Genomic DNA, 18,057 nt, shown 5'->3' with positions numbered 1-18,057 from the left:
AGGTGTATAGTTTAAAGATCATCATACTACTTAACCTTTCCGGTTAAAATAAATATTGGGTTTTGGGCAGTGAGCATAGCCACTTTTTTTGTTGTATCTATCTTGTTTACCCCAACCTGTATCAACTCAAAATCGTAATTGTTATCCTTAAAAAAATGATACACTTCAATCATGGTATCTAAAACAATAGCAGTTACCACAACAATACTTTTTTGAGGAGCCTTGTTTTTTATTAATTCCAGAATATCATTGAGGTTTCCTCCACTTCCGCCAATAAAAAACTTATTGTATTCAGCAATGTTCTCCATTCCATCAGGGGCTTTGGCCATAACCACTTCAAGGTTGTTTGTGTGGTGTTTTTCCTTGTTTTCAAGGATGAGGTCTACTGCTTCTTTTTTGTGTTCTATGGCCAAAACATTTCCTTTGGTAAGTTGCAAGGCAGCTTCAATGGAAACAGAGCCTGTGCCTGCACCGATATCCATTAGTGAATCATGTGTGCTGAGCTCCAGTTTACTCAAAGCAATGGTGCGTATTTCTTCTTTGGTCATGGGAACATCGCCCCGTATAAATTCTGAGTCTTTCATTTTTTTAGTATCAAGATTAAGATGTAAGTATCAAGATTTATTTACATCATACACTTTTCAAAAATCACTGAGCATAGCTCAAAATCATGGTTCATCTTGCTTGCATCAAGTGCCGTAGTACTAATAATCTTTTCGTTAGGGTAGGAGAGGTTATTGCCTATGTGAAACTTCGATTTCCCCATCCCGTTTTTAACCAGGTTCAGAGCTATTACTTTCCAGGTATTTTTTTTATCTGTTAACAGAAATACAGAATCATAGGATTGGATCTGTTTAATGTAATCCACCTCTTTTCCATGTAAAGAGCCTTTAAATGCATTTTCGTATCCTAAACCAAGTTTTGCATATAAATATTGAAAAGAACTAATGCCAGGAATAACTTCAATGTGAAATTCGGGAAATGAATTGACAATGAATTTCCGAAGCGAATAAAAACCGGTATCGCCCGAAACAACAATGGTAATATTTTTTGATTTATTGTTTTCTATAGCTTGCTTTAGGTCATCAAGCTTTCCATTAAACAGGATGTTTTTTTTATTCTCAATGTCAAAAATATCCAGATGCCTTTTCCCTCCAATCACAATATCAGCCAGTTTTACCTTTTTAAAAACAATAGGACAGATGTAATCGGGATTACCGGGGCCAATTCCACAGATGTTTATTTGGGGTTGATTATTTTTCATCATTCATACTTTTAATCAGGTTAAATGCTCCTGTTGTAGCTGAAAGTATTCCTGCTTTTTGAGATAGTAATATCACTTCAATGCCAAGCTCTTGATGAATATATTTTTCTGCACGCGTTTTTATCCGGGTAGCAAAATAATCCCAAAAGGCTTTATCTCTAATAAAATCAATGGCTTCTTCGGTGGTGTTTGAATGCATAATTTTCTTAAAAGCGCTAATGTCTTCGCTATACATCATATAGTGTGAAGCCAATATTTCGTTTCGTGCATCGGCAACCCTGCTGTGCGTTTGAAAAACTCCACCTGCTATTTTTACAAGTTTACCTAAATGGCCGATCAAGACTATCTTTTTTATATGGCATTTTACGGCCTCTTCGAGCATAAAACCAATGTAATTGGAGGTTAGAACAACTTTGTTTTCGTTTATATTCAGGTTTTCTTTTGAAAAGGAAGTACTGTAATTTCCGGGAGTAAAAATGATTTGCTGGTTTCCTCCCGAAGCCCGATGTTTGAGCTCCACCACCATGGAGGCTTTTAAAGCCTCTTCCGACATGGGTTTAACAATGCCAGTAGTACCCAATACTGATAGTCCACCTTCAATGCCCAATCTCGGATTAAAAGTTTTTTTTGCGAGCTCTTGTCCTTCAGGGATGCTGATCACAACTTCCACACCTTTGTTTTTGGGAAGAACTGCGGCAATACTATCCTTGATCATTTTTAAAGGTACCGGGTTAATGGCGGGTTTTCCAACCTTAACAGCCAAACCTGGTTTGGTGACTGTCCCTATGCCTTTGCCCCCAATAATTGTTGCTTTGTTTGTTTCATTAAATGTAGCATGGGCAACTATTTCCGCCCCATTGGTAATATCCGGATCATCACCCGCATCTTTGATGGTGCTGCATTGGGCTTTGTTTTGGGTTAGTTTACAATTTTCCAATTCTAAAATCACTTCTTTACCAGCAGGAAGCGTTACTGAAACATGCTCAATAATTTCCTGAGAAATGAGCATATAAACAGAAGCCTTGGCAACTGCAGCTGCACAAGTTCCGGTTGTTAAGCCGTTACGAAGTTCTTTATGTTTTGAATTCTTATACATATCTTAAACCACAAAGGTCACAAAGGATTTTCACAAAGAAACACGAAGAAAACTTTTGTGAACTTTGTGAAAATTCCTTAGTGTTCTTTGTGGTTAATTTTTTTATCGTTTTACAATATCATAAAGTATCGCATTCAAAATAGCCACACCAACCGTGCTTCCTCCTTTTCGTCCACGTATGATCATATATGGCAGGCCGGATTCTTTAAGCATTTGTTTTGACTCGGAAGCACCAACAAAACCAACCGGAACACCAATTACCAAATCCGGATTGATTTTTCCTTCTTTATATAGCTCGCAGATGCGCACCAGGGCAGTAGGAGCATTTCCAATTACAAATATTTGATAACTGGCATCTTTTGCGGCTTTGTTGATTCCACAAATTGAGCGTGTAATGCCTTGTGCTTTTGCTTCTTCAATAACATCAGGTTTATGAACAAAGCAATTCAATTCGTTCCCTAGCTTTGCCATAGATGGTTTGCTTACCCCGGCAGTAATCATGGTTGTGTCTGCATAAATTTTACAACCCGCCAGCAATGCCTTTTTAGCATTTTGTACTGCATCAGGATGTGCTTCGAACAAATGGGCATATTCAAAATCTGCGGTTGTATGGATCACGCGTTTTACAATGGCATCCAGTTCTTCCGGGATATTTAAATGCGACAGTTCGTCAGAGATGATCTGCATACTGTCGTTCTCTATTCCCATGGGGTTGAGGTTTATATAGTTGCTCTTTTCCATAAGTCTATTATGTTTTCAAAAAAATTAAAACCGGCATAAAAATGTACATGTGCATATGCTGCTAAACAGTTCTTATAGCTTAGCCCGCATTGCCAATGTTTTTGTTTTTGGGGTTTTGTAAGATGATATGTAAGTGTATAATTTGTATTGTCGTGTTCTATTATTTCAGATCGATGGAACTCATGGCATCGGGTTTCTGCATTATTGTATTCGGCAGTAGCATAGCCAAAACGCTGTAACCTTTGAGTCATTTGTACCGATGCATTATAAATTCCGCACATAGGATATCTTTTTCCTTCCAGGTCAATAATGTTTTCAGCTAAATACATTAATCCTCCACATTCTGCATAAACAGGAAACCCTTCTTCAACTTTGCTGTTAATCTGCTTTCGGAGCAAAATATTTTCAGATAATTCTGAGGCAAACAGCTCCGGGTATCCTCCACCAAGGTATAAGCAGTTGATTCCCTTTGGTAATGATGTGTCTTTAAGTGGACTAAAATAATGGAGTGTTGCGCCTAATTCTTCCAGTAATTCCAAATTATCTTTATAATAAAACCGAAAGGCCTTATCGTAAGATACACCAATATGCATACCCGACAAGTCAAGGTCTGGAAGATTGAAGTTGTCTTCTGTAAGCGGTTTATGCTTGCTTATGTCAAGGAGCTTTGCAATGTCGATTGTGTGCTCTAAGGTATCCTTTAAAATACCAACCTTATCATTTAGCTGGTCTACTTCCTCAGCCTGTATCAATCCTAAATGGCGACTCTCGAGTGATATATCCTTGTTTGTAGGGACATATCCAAGGCAGGAAATATTGCTTTCCCTTTCGATTACTGATTTAACAAACTGGTAATATTCGTTATTGGGTACATGGTTTAGGATGACCCCTTTGACATTGGAGTTTTGTTTTAAAGAACAGAAACCTTTAACAATGGCTGCAACAGATTGATACAAGCCCTTGCAACTTACCACCAAAACAACAGGAAGTCCCAGAATTTTGCTTAACTCATAGGTACTTCCTGTTGATTGATGTCCCATGCCATCGTACATTCCCATAACACCTTCAATAATTGACAGGTCGTTGGATCTTGAATGCTTTTTGTACAGATATTTTATGGCAGATTCTGAAAGCATAAAGCTATCGAGATTATACGATGGTTTACCAAGTACTTTGCTATGGAATAATGGGTCTATATAATCGGGCCCGGTTTTAAATGGGGCCACCTTAATTTCCAAAGATTTCAGCAAGGCCATTAAACCTATGGTTATTGTTGTTTTACCGCAACCGCTATTTGTTCCCGCTATGATGAATCCTTTTTGCATTATTCTTTAGATAAGAGATAATAGAAGAAATCTTTATTCAAAATTTGATTTATATATTAAGATTCTATTTTTCTACTTTTCACTTTCAACTTATTTCAGTTTATATGGTTTAATGTATGTTCAACAATTCTCTCTACTGATTCTTCTGAGGCGATCATTTCTCCTTTTTTATGAAGAAGGAAGTTCTTATTGCCTCCATTGGAAATTTCTAACCACATCTCATTTTTTTCTTCGTGCTGTTTGAGTTTGATGCCTTTTCGGGCAAATGCTCTTCGTAAAAGAACATATTCAAATCCATGTCCTTTAATGGCCAGCTCTTTATTGTGGTTGTATTTTACTTTGAACAACCCCGTTTTATTGTCAAACTCCACACCTCGGTCAACAAAAAGCCTTTTAAAAGAATCTTGTAATAACAAATCTTCCGGACTTCCTGTAATTAAAGGCCCTCCTTTAGGAAGTAGCCATAGTTTATCGGCCATTTGAATGGCCAGATCCAGATCATGTGTCGACATCAGGATGGATTTTGATGAAGTTATGGCAATGTTTCTCAACAACTGAATAATTTCAACCCGGGCAGGCAAATCCAGAAAAGCTGTTGGTTCGTCTAAAATGATGAGGGGGGTGTCCTGGGCCAAAGCTTTGGCTATGGATACTTTTTGCTTTTCTCCATCACTCAAGTTACTCAACTGTTCTTTTGCTTTATGTTGTATACCGCATTTATTAATGGATTCAGCAATAATATGTTTATCTTCTTTTGTCAGTTTCCCCATCATGTTAGTGTATGGGCTTCTTCCCAAACTTACCATTTCCTCTACGGTTGCGTTGGGCACATCTATCCGGTCGGTTAATACAACAGCTGCCAGTAAGGCTATTTCTCTTTCTTTTAAAGAGAAAAGGTTTTTACCCATAATTGATCCCGATCCGTCCAATGCTGGTTGAAACCCACTGATGGTTCTGATAAGCGTACTTTTTCCGGAACCATTTTCGCCCAAAAGGCAAACCATCTCTCCTGGATTTATCTGCGCATTGAGCTTGTCGCAAACCACCAGGTTTCCTTGTTTTCGTTTATAACCTATGGTGAGGTTTCTGATATATAGTGTTTGTTTTTGCATTTACATATTTGATAAAAGACTATAGACAACAGATTTCCTTACAAGCATTATCCATTTTGTTTTCTTCGTTTCCATATAACCCAAATTACTACAGGAGCACCAATAAATGCGGTGACAGAGTTTATGGGCAGTTCGTTTTCTACTCCGGGCATACGTGCCATGAGGTTGCATAATAAAGTTGTAGCCCCTCCGATAAGGCATGTATTTATAATTAGTACCAAATGGTTAGAGGTGCGTGATATCAGTTTGGCCAGATGAGGTACTGCCACTCCAATAAATATGATGGGGCCGCAGAATGAGGTAACAATAGCTGTTAACATTCCCGACCAGCCTATAATTACAAAGCGGGCCAGTTTTATTCTTAATCCCAGGTTTGCTGCATACCTGTCGCCCAAAGCCAGCATATTTAAAGGTTTGTTTAAAAATATGGCTGCAAATGATAATATTGTGGTTGCCAGGCCAAATGTATATGCCCCGGTTGGAGCCAAACGACTAAAACTACCCAGCCCCCATATCACATAATTATGCACGTCTTCTTCGGGACTGTAATATTTGAGCAGGCTAACCAAAGAACTGGATAAGTAACCAATCATTACTCCAATAATCAATACGCTTAAAGTGCCCCCAATATGATGCGATATAAAAAGGATAAGGAACATAACAGCCGCAGCTCCCAGTAAAGAAGCTATCACAGCACCAAAATCGCCCCATACTCCAAGGCTCGACAATGAAAATCCAAATATTTTTCCTGAGAATAGCATTACCATGGCTACACCCAGGCTGGAACCGGATGAGATCCCTAAAACAGATGGGCCTGCCAAAGGATTTCGAAATAAAGTTTGCATTAACAAACCTGCCATTCCCAATGCCATACCTGCCCCCAAAGAAACAATGGTTTGAGGTAAACGTGTTTTAAATACTATGTTTGAGTAAACCTTGTTAACGGTTTCCGAACCCAGAAAAATAGCCTTTAGATCATTGATGGGTATGTTGATAGAACCCAAGGTAAGATTGAGAACTACAAACAAAACCAATAGTGATATGGTGATTATGAGTGTTAATGATATGCGTTTATTGTCGGTCATTTTTTAAGTTATTAGCTATAAGCTTCATCTCTGTTCCTTTCTCCCTTTTCTCTATTCAATTTTTTCATAAAAACAGGGTGTATGTTCGGGTAATAATTCAGGATGAAAGAAATGAATATAGTCAGCCAAAATCACATCTGGTTTTACAGCAGCTTGTTCGTAGTAGGGTTTTTGCCGGATATTACATAAAAGCACATTTTTGTTTGTAAAAGCTTTAAAATCCTGATACCTGCTATCCTGTTCTGCTAAATCTTTAAGAGTTAATCCTTTTTTTTCAGGGTGCACTATGCGCCAGAAGTCGCACTCACTGGCTTTTTTGTACATAGTTTCAAAATCTACCGGGTAAGCACCCTGATGGTTATCCTTGATAATATAATCGGCACCGGCATCTTTAAAATAGTGCGAGTAAAAGCTTTTCCCTCCGGGTACATACCAACTTCCTGAACGCATCTTCCCGGAAAAAACCGTGGGGCGTTTTTTAATATTTGAAGTAAGTTCTTTCAGGTGGGTATATTTTGAATCAATAGCATTGAATAAGGAATCGGCCTTGTGCTCATTGTTGCAGAACAGGGCAATCATTTTAATCCATTCTGCTCTTCCCAAAGGCGTTTTTTCATTATAGGCAGCCATTGGCACCAAAGGAATGCCCAGGTTGCGCAAGGCATCAAAACCGCCACGTTTAAATGGAGAAACAAATATAACATCCGGGTTTATGGCCGCAATAACCTCAAGGTTAAAATTACCTTCTTTGCCAATCTGTTTTACTTCTCCGGTTTCAACTTTTGTTCTCATTTCTTCATGATACAGAAACCTGCTGTTATTAATAGCCGAGATGTTTTCTATATTGTCCAGGGCAAAAAAGTATGCCAGTTGTGTTGATGAGAGGCAAATGATTTTTTTGCAGGGTACTTTAATGCAGTTCTCCAAATGAGTAGTTGCTCCGTAAGTAGAAACAAGGTTGAAAGATTCTTTTTGAGAACGGTCTTTGCTGCTCGTGTTTATGGTAAGGCGGGTAAGGGATGAGTCTTTTTGTATTTTAAACTCTTTAGCATATTTAAGTTTTACTTCGGCTAATTCAAGTGTGTTTTGTGCTTTGTTTTTGGGCGCACGACCACATGATGCTAAACTATGCAATAACGCAATAATGGCAAATGTTCTAGTTATCCAGCTCATCCCAGGCTTCTTTTAAATGGTTTATCCATATTTTTACAACATCGTCATATTCGGCAATTCCTTTTAGTATAATGCGGACTTTAAAACCGTGGCTTTCTAATATTGATTTCCAGCTTTCCGGTTTATCGCCTGCCATGTCGTTTTGCACATGATCGCCGCATACTGTCATAAAAGGACTTAATAACAGTTTATTGATATGGTTCTTCTTTAATTTTAAAATAACATCGTTCAACTCAGGGTATCCTTCAACCGTTCCCATATAGCAATGGTTGTTATGCTGTTGCAGGTAATATTCAAAGCCCGGGTAATAAATATTGGCAATATGTGATGTACCGTGCCCCATGTATACCAATGCCTCGTTTTTTTGAGGTGTAAGCTCTTTGTTAAAAGCAAGTGCCTGTGCCAGTTGTACGTTGTCGTTGTGTTTATGCAATAGTGGTCCGCCAAGCGATATTTTACTTGCCCCTTCCGGGATGTTGGCAAAGGCTTCGACTGTTTTCTTCAGGTCGTCATATTCCTTGCCCGGGATTACGTGCAGCGACTGAACCGCAATATGGGTATATCCTTCTGCACTCATATGTGCCAGAGCTTGCGAAGGAGAATAAACAGTTTTGCCGTTTTTGGCCAGTTTCCTTCTGATAAACTTTGAAGTATAGGCCCAGTAAACAGGGGTATTTGGAAATGTTTCGTGGGTTAGCTTTTCAATATTGTCGAAAGCGGCTTGTGCTTCCGGGTATGAGCTTCCGAATGTGACTAACAGAATTCCTTTTTTCTCCATCTTTTCAGCATTTAAATCATTGTCTATAGCTATAGGCAACAACAAGAGTAAAAATGTAATCGTATAAATGAATTTCATTAGTTTAAGTATTTTAACCGATAAATTGTTTAAACCATTTTTTAGGGTTAGGCTGGCAATGATTATAACAAACAGTTTATTTAGAAAAATTAATTAGCAATCCGGCAAAATAGGTTCGTCCCGGGGATAGTGTTGCATAATGCGATCCGTAAGGACTATCATCTACATAATCAAAAATATTGTCGATGCCGGCAGTAAGCTCAAAAACAAAATTCTTTACCCAGGTAAACTTGTGTTTCGTTGTAAAATTGACCAACTCATAGGCTTTGGCGTTTCCTCGGCTGTCGTTGTAGTATTTCTCATCCTGGAATCGACCTGTTAACGAAGCTACCAGGTTGTATTTACTCCAAGAGTGGTTGTAATCCAGATGGATGTTTCCATAGTTTTCTGCAACTCCGGGCAATCGGTCATCATTTGTTAAATCTTTAGCGTTTACGTAGCTGTATCCACCGCCCAAATTAAAACCTGCACCCAGGCGTGTATTAAACAGCAGGTCGATACCTTGCGAACGTGTTTCTTCAAAATTAAAGTGTTGTTTCTTTATGCTTATACCGTTGGCAATATCTTCATCGGTTAATTCAACTTCTTTGTAGTCAATTAAGTCATCAACATTGTTTCGGTATGCTGTTAAACTAATTGATGTTCGTTGTGTGTTATATTCAATCCCAAGCGAAAGGTACTCCGATTTTTGAGGATCAAGATCTGTATTTCCTAAGTATAGCTTACTTCCTTTTTCGTACGTGTAATAAAGCTCCTTTAGCGTTGGGGCTTTATACCCCAAACCATAAGTACCACGTAAATTAATGTTGCTGATACGGTATAAGGCCGATACTTTAGGTGTAAATGTAGATCCAAATTCCTCGTGTTTTACCATCCGGGCTCCGGCAACAATATCCAGCTTATCAAAGAATTTTAGTTCTTCCTGGGCGTAAAGAGCATAAGTGGTCACATCAGCCTTGCCATTTAATACCCTGTCCGAAATGTACTCCTCGTTTATATAGTCTGCGCCAAGTGTCAGTTGATTGTTTTTAGAGATGTGATTTACATACTTCAGATTGATATTGCTCAGGCGTTGATCATTGTTAATAGATTTGTCACCGGGCAAATAGTCTTTGTACTCCTGGTTGTATCTATAATAATATTTGTAGCGGTCGTTATGGAAATCAATCGAAATAAAATCTTTATTATTCAACAAATATTTAGCTCCACTGCCATAGGTTTTATCTTCAAAATAGTATCCGTATTTACCAACAGATTGGGGGCGGTACATATCTTTTTCGTAATAGGACCCTTCGGCATAAACAGATAATTTTTTAGTGATGTTATACCCGAACCGTTGGTTTAAGGTATAATCTTCGTATTCTATCTGAGCCTGCGCTTCGGTTTCAACCAGCTGATCACCGTCTAGCTCATATTTGCTTAATTGCCAACCATCTGTTTTCTTTTTTGAAAAGCTGGTGTTGGAAGAAAATTTGCCAAAATTAAGATCTAGTGAATTGTTTTGTTGCCAGGTTCCATACTTACGAATACGGGATGAATTGTTGATATTCAGTTTCTGATTGGATTTTTTGGTAATGATGTTAACAACCCCGGCAATGGCATCTGTTCCGTACAGCAGCGATGAAGCTCCTTTTACAATTTCGATGCGTTCGATGTTATCCGGGTTGATGCGGTTTAAATCGGTATTGCCACCCATGTCGCCATATAACCTTTTACCATTAATAAGAACCAGAATAAAATCATTGCTCAAACCATTCAGTGTCATCATGGCACCCATGGTTCCCGGATTGAAATCAAAAGAGGGGCTTAAGCTCATCATCAGGGTATTAAAATCTGTTGCCCCAACACTCTCAATGGTTTTTTTTGAAATGATTTCAGTGGGTACCGGTGCTTTTTTTAGGTGATGAGGAGTTCCTGTACCTGTAATGACCACTTCACCCAAGGTATTTTCCGACTCTTCCATTTCAAAATGGAATGTATTTTCTCCTTCATGGATTGAAACGGTTTCCCTAATTCGTTTGTATCCCGAATAGGAAACAATCAGATCGTAGGTTCCGGTATTTTTTGTGGAAAATTTGAATTCCCCATTATTATTGCTGGCCGATCCGATGGTAGTGCCGGCAAAATATACGTTTACACCAGGGAGATTCTCCTGGTCATTTTTTCGAATGATTTTCCCTTTAATAACAGTATTCTGACCTTCAGCCATTATGCTTAAACATAGCAGAATAAAGGATAAGGCAAAGCCTATCTTTTGCATGATATTCAATTTAAATAATAAATAATTGCACAGATGAAACCACATCAGTGCTTTAAAAACAAAAAGATAGAGGAGTGATGTTTTGAACTTGCGCGCCTTAGTCCGTATCGATCCACTTCTATCCCCGGAAGCTTTAGTTTTATAACTAAATCAATCTGGCAGGTCTTCTGGCTCGTCCTGTTTTGAGGCCTTCCCATTTTGTCCGCCGTAGCTTTAACCGAGGCAGATTGTTCTTCTATATAAATAGAATCAAACACCTGCCGTTGCTGAAGCTATGGCAGGTAACAGTGGCATTAGTATTCTCAAAACTTGTTGCAGGACTTACAGCTGCGGGTACAGCTCCGGAATTTTCAGTTGCCTGAAGCACCGGATTCCCATTTTAAGGAACCTCTTGAAAAGAGATTTCCACCAAATCGCTGCAAAAGTAAGAAAATATTTGAATCATAAAGGGACTTATTAGGGGAATGTTTTAAGGCATTCTGTTTTGTTTAAACAATACATAGCAAAGAGCTAAAATATTTAAACAGAACAAAGGATCAGATCTCTATAGGCGAACTGCAAATGAGATCTGTTCCTTAAATTTGGAATAATATTTTTGAGTTATGGAACAGATCTGATGGGCAACTTTGTTATACAGATCTGATCCAAATGAATTAATTTAGAAATGATAGTGGATCTGCACGGATCAGATCTCTATAGGCAAACTGCAAATGAGATCTGTTCCTTAAATCTTGGAATAACATTATTGAGTTATGGAATAGATCTGATGGGCAGCTTTGTTATACAGATCTGATCCAAATGAATTAATTTATAAATGATAGTGGATCTGTACGGATCAGATCTCTATAGGCGAACTGCGAATGAGATCTGTTCCTTAAATCTTGGAATAACATTATTGAGTTATGGAACAGATCTGATGGGCAGCTTTGTTATACAGATCTGATCCAAATGAATTAATTTAGAAATGATAGTGGATCTGTACGGATCAGATCTCTATAGGCGAATTGTAAATGAGATCTGTTCCTTAAATCTTGGATAACATTAATAAGTTATGGAACAGATCTGATGGGCAGCTTTGTTATACAGATCTGATCCAAATGAATTCAAAAGTTTTATCAAGGATTTTATTTAGAAATGATAGTGGATCTGCCCGGATCAGATCTCTATGGGCGAACTGCAAATGAGATCTGTTCCTTAAATTTGGAATAACAATATTGAGTTATGGAACAGATCTGATGGGCAACTTTGTTATACAGATCTGATCCAAATGAATTGATAAGTTTTATCAAGGATTTTATTTAGAAATGATAGTGGATCTGCCCGGATCAGATCTCTATAGTCGAACTGCAAATGAGATCTGTTCCTTAAATCTTGGATAACATTAATAAGTTATAGAGCAGATCTGATCCATCAGCTTTAACTCTTCATCGGGAAACGAAGCAAATAGGGATTGGGGGTTTAAAGTTTTTCCAGGCTTGTAATTCTGAATCTTATAGTTTGGACTGAATTGCAGTTTCAGGCTTCTTATTTCATCTATGGTATGCAATCCTTTAACAATGGTTGTTCTGAACTCGTGTTCCAATCCCGATTGCTTAATCATTGCAATAGAGTAAATTACTTTCTGAAAAATTTCTTTTGTCAGGATATTCCCTACCGATTTGTTGTATTGTTTTAAACTAAGTATGTGCTTGATGTCCATTGCAACAAAATCTATCAATTTGGCATCTATCAACTTTCTTAGCACATGGGGATGGGTTCCGTTGGTATCTAGTTTTACCTTTAAACCCAGCTCCTTTAATTTGGTTATAAATTCAGGTAAATCACGGTGGATAGTTGGCTCGCCGCCGGTAATTACCACAGCGTTTAATAGGTTCTGGTACTTTTTAATGTAGGTAAGTATTTCGTTAGGATTAATGTTTGCCTCAAAGTACTCAGGTAAAACCAAAGTAGGGTTATGGCAATATCCGCAACGGAAGTTACAGCCCTGTGTAAATATAACAGAGCTGATATTTCCTGGGTAATCAATTAAACTTTGTTTTTGAAAGCCGGCAATGTGCATGTTTTTTAGATAAGAGATTTTAGATAATAGATAAGAGACCTTTGGCAGACCATAAAATTAGCCTCTTATCTATTGGTCTTGTAATTAGTGTTGGCAAGAAAAGTTTTAATTATTTCAGGAGTTTTCTTGCTGATACTAATTAACAATCAACAACTTCTGGTTCCTGATTAACCTTTATCTTCTTGTCAAACAATTTACGGTCGCTGTATTCTGCCCGTTTGCCATTATTCCACTGGTCCACTGGTCGTAAGTAACCTACAATCCTGGAATATACCTCGCAAACATTTTCTTTGCCTTGGGTTTCACATTTGGGGCATTTGTGGTGCTCGCCGTAAATGTACCCATGCTCCGGACAAATACTAAAAGTTGGCGACAGGGAGAAGTATGGAAGCCTGAAATTTTCGCAAATGGTTTTAGCTAATATCTTTACCGAAGCCGGCGGTAACTGGCTCTCACCAACAAAGGTGTGGAATACCGTTCCCCCGGTATACTTGGTTTGTAAATCATCCTGCAGTTCAAGTGCTTCAAAAATATCATCGGTATGACCTACGGGTAATTGGCTGGAGTTGGTATAATATGGGGCTGCGTTGTTTTCTCTGACTTGCTTATCATTGGCAACAATGATGTCGGGGAATTCTGCTTTATCTAATTTCGCTAAACGGTAGGTGGTACCTTCGGCAGGGGTGGCTTCCAGGTTGTAAATATGGCCTGTTTCTTCCTGAAACTCCTGAAGTTTCTGGCGCATAAAAATCATAATATTTTGAGCCTGTTTGTTTCCTTCCGGGGTGGTTATGTCGTAGCCGTAAAAGTTTAGCAGCATTTCGTTCATCCCAACCAATCCAATGGTTGAAAAGTGGTTGTCCCAATATGCACCGTTTTTTGCCCTTATATGTCGTAAGTAAAATTTTGAGTAAGGATATAAACCGTTTTCTGTTAATTGCTCAATAACCTTGCGCTTAATCTCCAAACTATCTTTCGCTAGTGTCATAAGTTTGGCAATGCGCTGAAACAACTCTTCTTCAGATCGTGATTCGTATGCTATACGTGGCATATTTAAAGTAACCACACCAACAGAACCCGTTAAGGGATTGGCTCCAAATAAGCCGCCACCCCTTGATTTTAGCTCACTTGTATCAATCCGTAAACGGCAACACATGGATCGTACATCGTCGGGCGACATATCTGAATTTACAAAATTTGAGAAATATGGGATACCGTATTTTGCAGTCATTTCCCAAATTGGTTGACGGTATTCGTTGTCCCAGTCAAAATCTTTTGTAATGTTGTAGGTTGGGATAGGGAAGGAGAAGATTCTTCCATTTGAATCTCCTTCGGTCATTACTTCAGCAAAAGCTTTATTGAAGATATCCATTTCGTGCCGATAATCTCCGTAAGTAGAATCTTTAATTTCCCCTCCAATGATTACTGCTGTATCTTTCATATTAGAAGGAACTTCCAAATCCAGGGTGATATTAGTAAATGGGGTTTGAAATCCAACTCGGGTAGGGATATTCATGTTAAACATAAATTCCTGAAGGGACTGTTTTACTTCCTTATAGCTCAGGTTATCGTGCCGGATAAAGGGAGCCAGGTAAGTATCAAAATTTGAAAAAGCCTGGGCTCCTGCTGCTTCACCTTGCATGGTGTAAAAGAAGTTCACGATCTGCCCCAGTAAAGTACGGAAATGATTAGCTGGTTTACTTTCCACTTTTCCCGGAACACCCTTAAACCCTGTCATAATCAGTTCGTATAAATCCCAGCCTACACAGTATACACTAACAAAGCCAAGGTCGTGGATATGAAGTTTTCCTTGCTTGTGTGCATTGCCAATTTCAGAAGGGTAGATTTTGTTTAACCAGTATTGCGAACTGATGATAGTTGATACATGTTGGTTCATCCCTTGGAGCGAGTAGGTTGAATTGGCACTTTCTTTTATACGCCAATCGTTGTTGTTGATGTAATCATCAATGATATCCACATTTGAAAACAGTTCCTTTACATTTCGGATACCATCATGTTGCTTGCGGTATATAATATAGGCCTTGGCTGCTTTAAACTGGTTCTGTTTAAAAAGCTCCATCTCAACCATATCCTGAATATCTTCAACACATGCAGTTTTAGTTTGAATCTGGGCTATAACATTATTAGTTATCTGCTGTGCCAAATCCCGGTTTGGTTCACCAACAGCTCTTAAAGCCTTAAATATGGCAAAGGTAATTTTTGCCGATTCAAAGGGTACTACGCGCCCATCACGCTTTTGTACTGTTTTAATAGCACCATCAATTTTCATAATACTTTTGTTTTAAATTATAAATTAATGGTAGCTGCTGGGTTAAATAATAAGAAAAGCAAAGGGCGTAAAAATTCTCAGATGTTTAGGAAATGAATCACTTTTATTGCCTTGATTTCCTTAGCCTTTTTTCCCGAAAGCTACGAAATTATAGTACTAAAAATGATAGGTCTTCCGGCTCGTTGCACTTTAGATTGCCTTCCCATTTTATCCGCTGTAATTTTAACTGAGACGGATTAATAGTGGCATTGAGGTTCTAAAGCTGTTTGCAACATACGGCTGCGGGTACAGCTACTGATTTTCACAGTATTCCCTTAAATCATTTCAGCAGCACAAAAATATAAATAATAGAAACGCCAATAGGTAAGGGGTGGGAATAGTTATTAAAAAGAAATGAACAATTGAACAAATAGGGGTATTAGGATCAGATCTTTATAGGCGGCTATTGTGTAAGATCTGTTCTTGATATTGTTGTCTAAGGTATTTGGTGTTATCTTTATTATCTTTGTAGAAACAAACTGTTAAAGATATGGGAACTACAGCTCATAGTAAAATGCAGAAGGAATTATTGAAACTTTATTCTACTAATATTCCTGATGAGCATAAAAAAGGCTAATGTTGTTGTTTATAGAGTTAAAACTGTAAAGAAAAAATTATGACAAGAATGATGCAGGATATATTGAAGTTGAGTGTTTCTGAGAGAATTTTGATGGTTGAAGCGATATGGGATAGTATTGCCGATAACAGTAAAAATATTGAAGTTTCAGAGGAAACTAAGCAATTGTTAGATGATAGATTAAAGGAGCATAATGAATCGAAAGAAGAGGGGGCAAGTTGGATTGATGTAAAAAAACGAATTAAAAAACAGTTATAGGAAGTTGGATTTGTTAATCAAACCTTTAGCGGAGAAAGATGCTACAGAAGCGACATTGTGGTACAATACTGCTCGGGAGGGCTTAGGGGATGAATTTTTATTAGCTCTGGAAGCCAAGATTAATGCAATTCAAAGGAATCCAGAACAATTTCAGATAGTCTATAAAAATATTAGAAGAGCATTTACAGATAGATTTCCTTATGGAATATTCTTTATTGTGGAAGATGAAGTTATTTATGTTCTTTCAATTCTTCATACAAGCAGAAACCCTAAAGCCTGGATGAAAAGAAAATAATTGTCTTGAAGTTTTATTAGGATCAGATCTTTATAGGCTGTTATTGTTTAAGATCTGTTCCGTATTATGTGGAGAATATGATTTTGTGCAAGCTACGGAACAGATCTGATTTGCAGCTTAGGTATACAGATCTGATCCTGAGGTGCTGCTTACTATGTATTTTTTTCGTTTTAGATGAGCATAGCAGAGAAATTCAGTGTTTTTGGTGTGAGATTTTATTAGGATCAGATCTTTATAGGCTGTTATTGTTTAAGATCTGTTCCGTATTATGTGGAGCAGATGTTTTTGTGCAGGCTACGGAACAGATCTGATTTGCAGCCAGGTAATACAGATCTGATCCAGAGGTGTTGATTACTGCGTATTTTTTCGTTTTAAATGAACATAGTAAAGAAATTCAGTGCTTTTGGGTGTGAGATAGTATTAGGATCAGATCTTTATAGGCTGTTATTGTTTAAGATCTGTTCCGTATTATGTGGAGAATATGTTTTTTTTCAAGCTACGGAACAGATCTGATTTGCAGCTTGGTAATACAGATCTGATCCTGAGATGTAATGATTGAGGATTGGTTATTATATAACAATACCCACCTGGGTAACCCAGTTAACCAGGTGGGCATCACAAACAAAATATATCCGTAGCAGAGATATAAAATTATCTTATAGGTTATTTATTCATTGCAGTATTTAAGTGATCCATCCAAATAGCGTTGATCTCAGCATAATCACCTAAACCCTTCATAACAATGTTTACTATATACCCGGCAGCTTCTAATCTTTCCTTCCACGATTGCTCGGCAGGATCTGTTTCACCTGTTACTCCAGCCATATCATTGTTGGCATGGTCACCTGCAATTGACATAAGTGGAGAAATGGTAATATTTGTTGTTCCGGCTGGGATTTTATTTAAAATACCGCCAATTGAAGTTTCATCAGCGTCAAATCCAATGCCCTCCACTGTGCCAACAAAAAAGTTGGTATTTAATGCTTTAAGCTTTGTTTCAAGTTTTGTATACTGTCCATCAGCTTCGTGTGGAGTTCCGTGTCCCATGAATATTACAGGACCAGCAGATAATTCTGTTGCAAATTTCGCATTTAATACTTCAGCAACTGCTTGTAAATCTTCGTCTGAATCCAACAGTGGTTTACCAAAACTAATTTCAATATCTGGGTATTCTTTTTTAACAGTATTTGCTTTTTCAATCATTTCCTCGTACTCCTCACCTGGAATAACGTGTAAAGATTGAACTGTGAATTTTGAATATCCTTCTTTTATCATATTTGTTATGGCTTCTTGTGGAGTGTCATTGTCTTTTTGAATACCATTTTCTCCATTTCCCTGGCGAAGGATGTTTAAAATAAGGTCAGAAGTGTATCCCCAGCGGATTTCTTCATTTGGAAATTTCGCTTTTGCAGCTGCACCCATAGTTGCAAATGTTTGCTGTGGCGCTTCGTACGAGGAACCGAAAGTTACCAATACTGTTCCTTCTTTATCTCCTAACTTGAAATCGTCATCATCATTGTCATTGCAAGCAGTAAAAACTAAACCTGCTAATCCAAATGCAAAAAGTGCTTTTTTAAAAATGTTCATGTTTAAATAATTTAGTTTGTAATTGTATAATTTGTAAACT

The 18,057-nt window shown here is 37.9% G+C and carries 15 protein-coding genes and 2 riboswitches; of the genes, 2 read left to right on the top strand and 13 right to left on the bottom strand.

Annotated features, from left to right (window positions below; translation table 11 throughout):
* Window positions 1-26: 26 nt before the first annotated feature.
* From cbiT to OM074_RS16125, 12 genes are all read right to left on the bottom strand, one after another.
* Window positions 27-584 (bottom strand): precorrin-6Y C5,15-methyltransferase (decarboxylating) subunit CbiT, encoded by a 558-nt coding sequence (gene cbiT / locus OM074_RS16180; protein ID WP_301201325.1) that lies wholly within the window; start codon window positions 582-584, stop codon window positions 27-29.
* A 41-nt stretch (window positions 585-625) separates the two neighbouring features.
* Window positions 626-1,267, bottom strand: a complete 642-nt coding sequence (cbiE, locus tag OM074_RS16175; protein WP_301201323.1) for a precorrin-6y C5,15-methyltransferase (decarboxylating) subunit CbiE — start codon at window positions 1,265-1,267, stop codon at window positions 626-628.
* Entirely contained in the window at window positions 1,254-2,360 is a 1,107-nt protein-coding gene (gene cbiD / locus OM074_RS16170; RefSeq protein ID WP_301201322.1) for a cobalt-precorrin-5B (C(1))-methyltransferase CbiD, read from the bottom strand. Before cbiD ends, cbiE begins: the two co-directional genes overlap by 14 nt.
* Window positions 2,361-2,462: 102 nt before the next feature.
* Window positions 2,463-3,101 carry a precorrin-8X methylmutase gene (locus OM074_RS16165; protein ID WP_301201321.1) on the bottom strand — a complete coding sequence of 213 codons (639 nt, stop codon included), beginning with the start codon at window positions 3,099-3,101 and terminating at the stop codon, window positions 2,463-2,465.
* Window positions 3,080-4,426 (bottom strand): cobyrinic acid a,c-diamide synthase CobB, encoded by a 1,347-nt coding sequence (locus OM074_RS16160; RefSeq protein WP_301201319.1) that lies wholly within the window; start codon window positions 4,424-4,426, stop codon window positions 3,080-3,082. The genes OM074_RS16165 and OM074_RS16160 overlap by 22 nt, the downstream gene beginning before the upstream one ends.
* Before the next feature lie 95 nt (window positions 4,427-4,521).
* Window positions 4,522-5,538, bottom strand: coding sequence for an ABC transporter ATP-binding protein (locus OM074_RS16155; RefSeq protein WP_301201317.1), 1,017 nt, complete (start codon window positions 5,536-5,538; stop codon window positions 4,522-4,524).
* 47 nt (window positions 5,539-5,585) lie between these two features.
* Window positions 5,586-6,623 (bottom strand): FecCD family ABC transporter permease, encoded by a 1,038-nt coding sequence (locus OM074_RS16150; protein ID WP_301201315.1) that lies wholly within the window; start codon window positions 6,621-6,623, stop codon window positions 5,586-5,588.
* Window positions 6,624-6,674: 51 nt separating this feature from the next.
* Window positions 6,675-7,796, bottom strand: a complete 1,122-nt coding sequence (locus OM074_RS16145) for an ABC transporter substrate-binding protein (protein WP_301201313.1) — start codon at window positions 7,794-7,796, stop codon at window positions 6,675-6,677.
* Complete coding sequence (locus OM074_RS16140; protein WP_301201311.1) at window positions 7,780-8,652, bottom strand: sirohydrochlorin cobaltochelatase; 873 nt, start codon at window positions 8,650-8,652, stop codon at window positions 7,780-7,782. Before OM074_RS16140 ends, OM074_RS16145 begins: the two co-directional genes overlap by 17 nt.
* A 76-nt stretch (window positions 8,653-8,728) precedes the next feature.
* Complete coding sequence (locus OM074_RS16135) at window positions 8,729-10,912, bottom strand: TonB-dependent receptor (protein ID WP_301201309.1); 2,184 nt, start codon at window positions 10,910-10,912, stop codon at window positions 8,729-8,731.
* Window positions 10,913-11,052: 140 nt separating this feature from the next.
* Window positions 11,053-11,340, bottom strand: a riboswitch (cobalamin riboswitch).
* Between the two features lie 953 nt (window positions 11,341-12,293).
* Complete coding sequence (locus OM074_RS16130) at window positions 12,294-12,971, bottom strand: anaerobic ribonucleoside-triphosphate reductase activating protein (protein WP_301201307.1); 678 nt, start codon at window positions 12,969-12,971, stop codon at window positions 12,294-12,296.
* A gap of 139 nt (window positions 12,972-13,110) precedes the next feature.
* Complete coding sequence (locus tag OM074_RS16125; RefSeq protein WP_301201305.1) at window positions 13,111-15,261, bottom strand: ribonucleoside triphosphate reductase; 2,151 nt, start codon at window positions 15,259-15,261, stop codon at window positions 13,111-13,113.
* A gap of 147 nt (window positions 15,262-15,408) precedes the next feature.
* Window positions 15,409-15,599: riboswitch (cobalamin riboswitch) on the bottom strand.
* A 326-nt stretch (window positions 15,600-15,925) separates the two neighbouring features.
* Between OM074_RS16125 and OM074_RS16120 the strand changes: the two genes are divergently transcribed.
* Both OM074_RS16120 and OM074_RS16115 read left to right on the top strand, forming a co-directional pair.
* On the top strand, window positions 15,926-16,135 hold the full coding sequence (locus tag OM074_RS16120) for an addiction module protein (protein ID WP_301201303.1): 210 nt from the start codon (window positions 15,926-15,928) through the stop codon (window positions 16,133-16,135).
* 4 nt (window positions 16,136-16,139) lie between these two features.
* The gene (locus OM074_RS16115; RefSeq protein WP_301201301.1) at window positions 16,140-16,430 is read left to right on the top strand and encodes a type II toxin-antitoxin system RelE/ParE family toxin; all 291 of its coding nucleotides are present in this window, start codon (window positions 16,140-16,142) and stop codon (window positions 16,428-16,430) included.
* Window positions 16,431-17,093: 663 nt separating this feature from the next.
* Here the strand turns inward: OM074_RS16115 and OM074_RS16110 are convergent.
* Window positions 17,094-18,017, bottom strand: coding sequence for a sirohydrochlorin cobaltochelatase (locus OM074_RS16110; protein ID WP_301201299.1), 924 nt, complete (start codon window positions 18,015-18,017; stop codon window positions 17,094-17,096).
* Window positions 18,018-18,057 lie beyond the last annotated feature (40 nt).

This window comes from Plebeiibacterium marinum, from assembly GCF_026013615.1.
In the GTDB taxonomy this organism is placed as follows: Bacteria; Bacteroidota; Bacteroidia; order Bacteroidales; family Marinilabiliaceae; genus Saccharicrinis; species Saccharicrinis marinus_A.
The sequence above is the reverse complement of the archived record's forward strand: the minus strand, read 5'-3'. Positions and strand labels throughout refer to the sequence as shown.

Bases quoted from the DNA above. Each gene is read 5' to 3' on its own strand.
- cbiT (WP_301201325.1), bottom strand. From the start codon at position 584: ATGAAAGACTCAGAATTTATACGGGGCGATGTTCCCATGACCAAAGAA.
- cbiE (WP_301201323.1), bottom strand. From the start codon at position 1,267: ATGATGAAAAATAATCAACCCCAAATAAACATCTGTGGAATTGGCCCC.
- cbiD (WP_301201322.1), bottom strand. From the start codon at position 2,360: ATGTATAAGAATTCAAAACATAAAGAACTTCGTAACGGCTTAACAACC.
- OM074_RS16165 (WP_301201321.1), bottom strand. From the start codon at position 3,101: ATGGAAAAGAGCAACTATATAAACCTCAACCCCATGGGAATAGAGAAC.
- OM074_RS16160 (WP_301201319.1), bottom strand. From the start codon at position 4,426: ATGCAAAAAGGATTCATCATAGCGGGAACAAATAGCGGTTGCGGTAAA.
- OM074_RS16155 (WP_301201317.1), bottom strand. From the start codon at position 5,538: ATGCAAAAACAAACACTATATATCAGAAACCTCACCATAGGTTATAAA.
- OM074_RS16150 (WP_301201315.1), bottom strand. From the start codon at position 6,623: ATGACCGACAATAAACGCATATCATTAACACTCATAATCACCATATCA.
- OM074_RS16145 (WP_301201313.1), bottom strand. From the start codon at position 7,796: ATGAGCTGGATAACTAGAACATTTGCCATTATTGCGTTATTGCATAGT.
- OM074_RS16140 (WP_301201311.1), bottom strand. From the start codon at position 8,652: ATGAAATTCATTTATACGATTACATTTTTACTCTTGTTGTTGCCTATA.
- OM074_RS16135 (WP_301201309.1), bottom strand. From the start codon at position 10,912: ATGCAAAAGATAGGCTTTGCCTTATCCTTTATTCTGCTATGTTTAAGC.
- OM074_RS16130 (WP_301201307.1), bottom strand. From the start codon at position 12,971: ATGCACATTGCCGGCTTTCAAAAACAAAGTTTAATTGATTACCCAGGA.
- OM074_RS16125 (WP_301201305.1), bottom strand. From the start codon at position 15,261: ATGAAAATTGATGGTGCTATTAAAACAGTACAAAAGCGTGATGGGCGC.
- OM074_RS16120 (WP_301201303.1), top strand. From the start codon at position 15,926: ATGATGCAGGATATATTGAAGTTGAGTGTTTCTGAGAGAATTTTGATG.
- OM074_RS16110 (WP_301201299.1), bottom strand. From the start codon at position 18,017: ATGAACATTTTTAAAAAAGCACTTTTTGCATTTGGATTAGCAGGTTTA.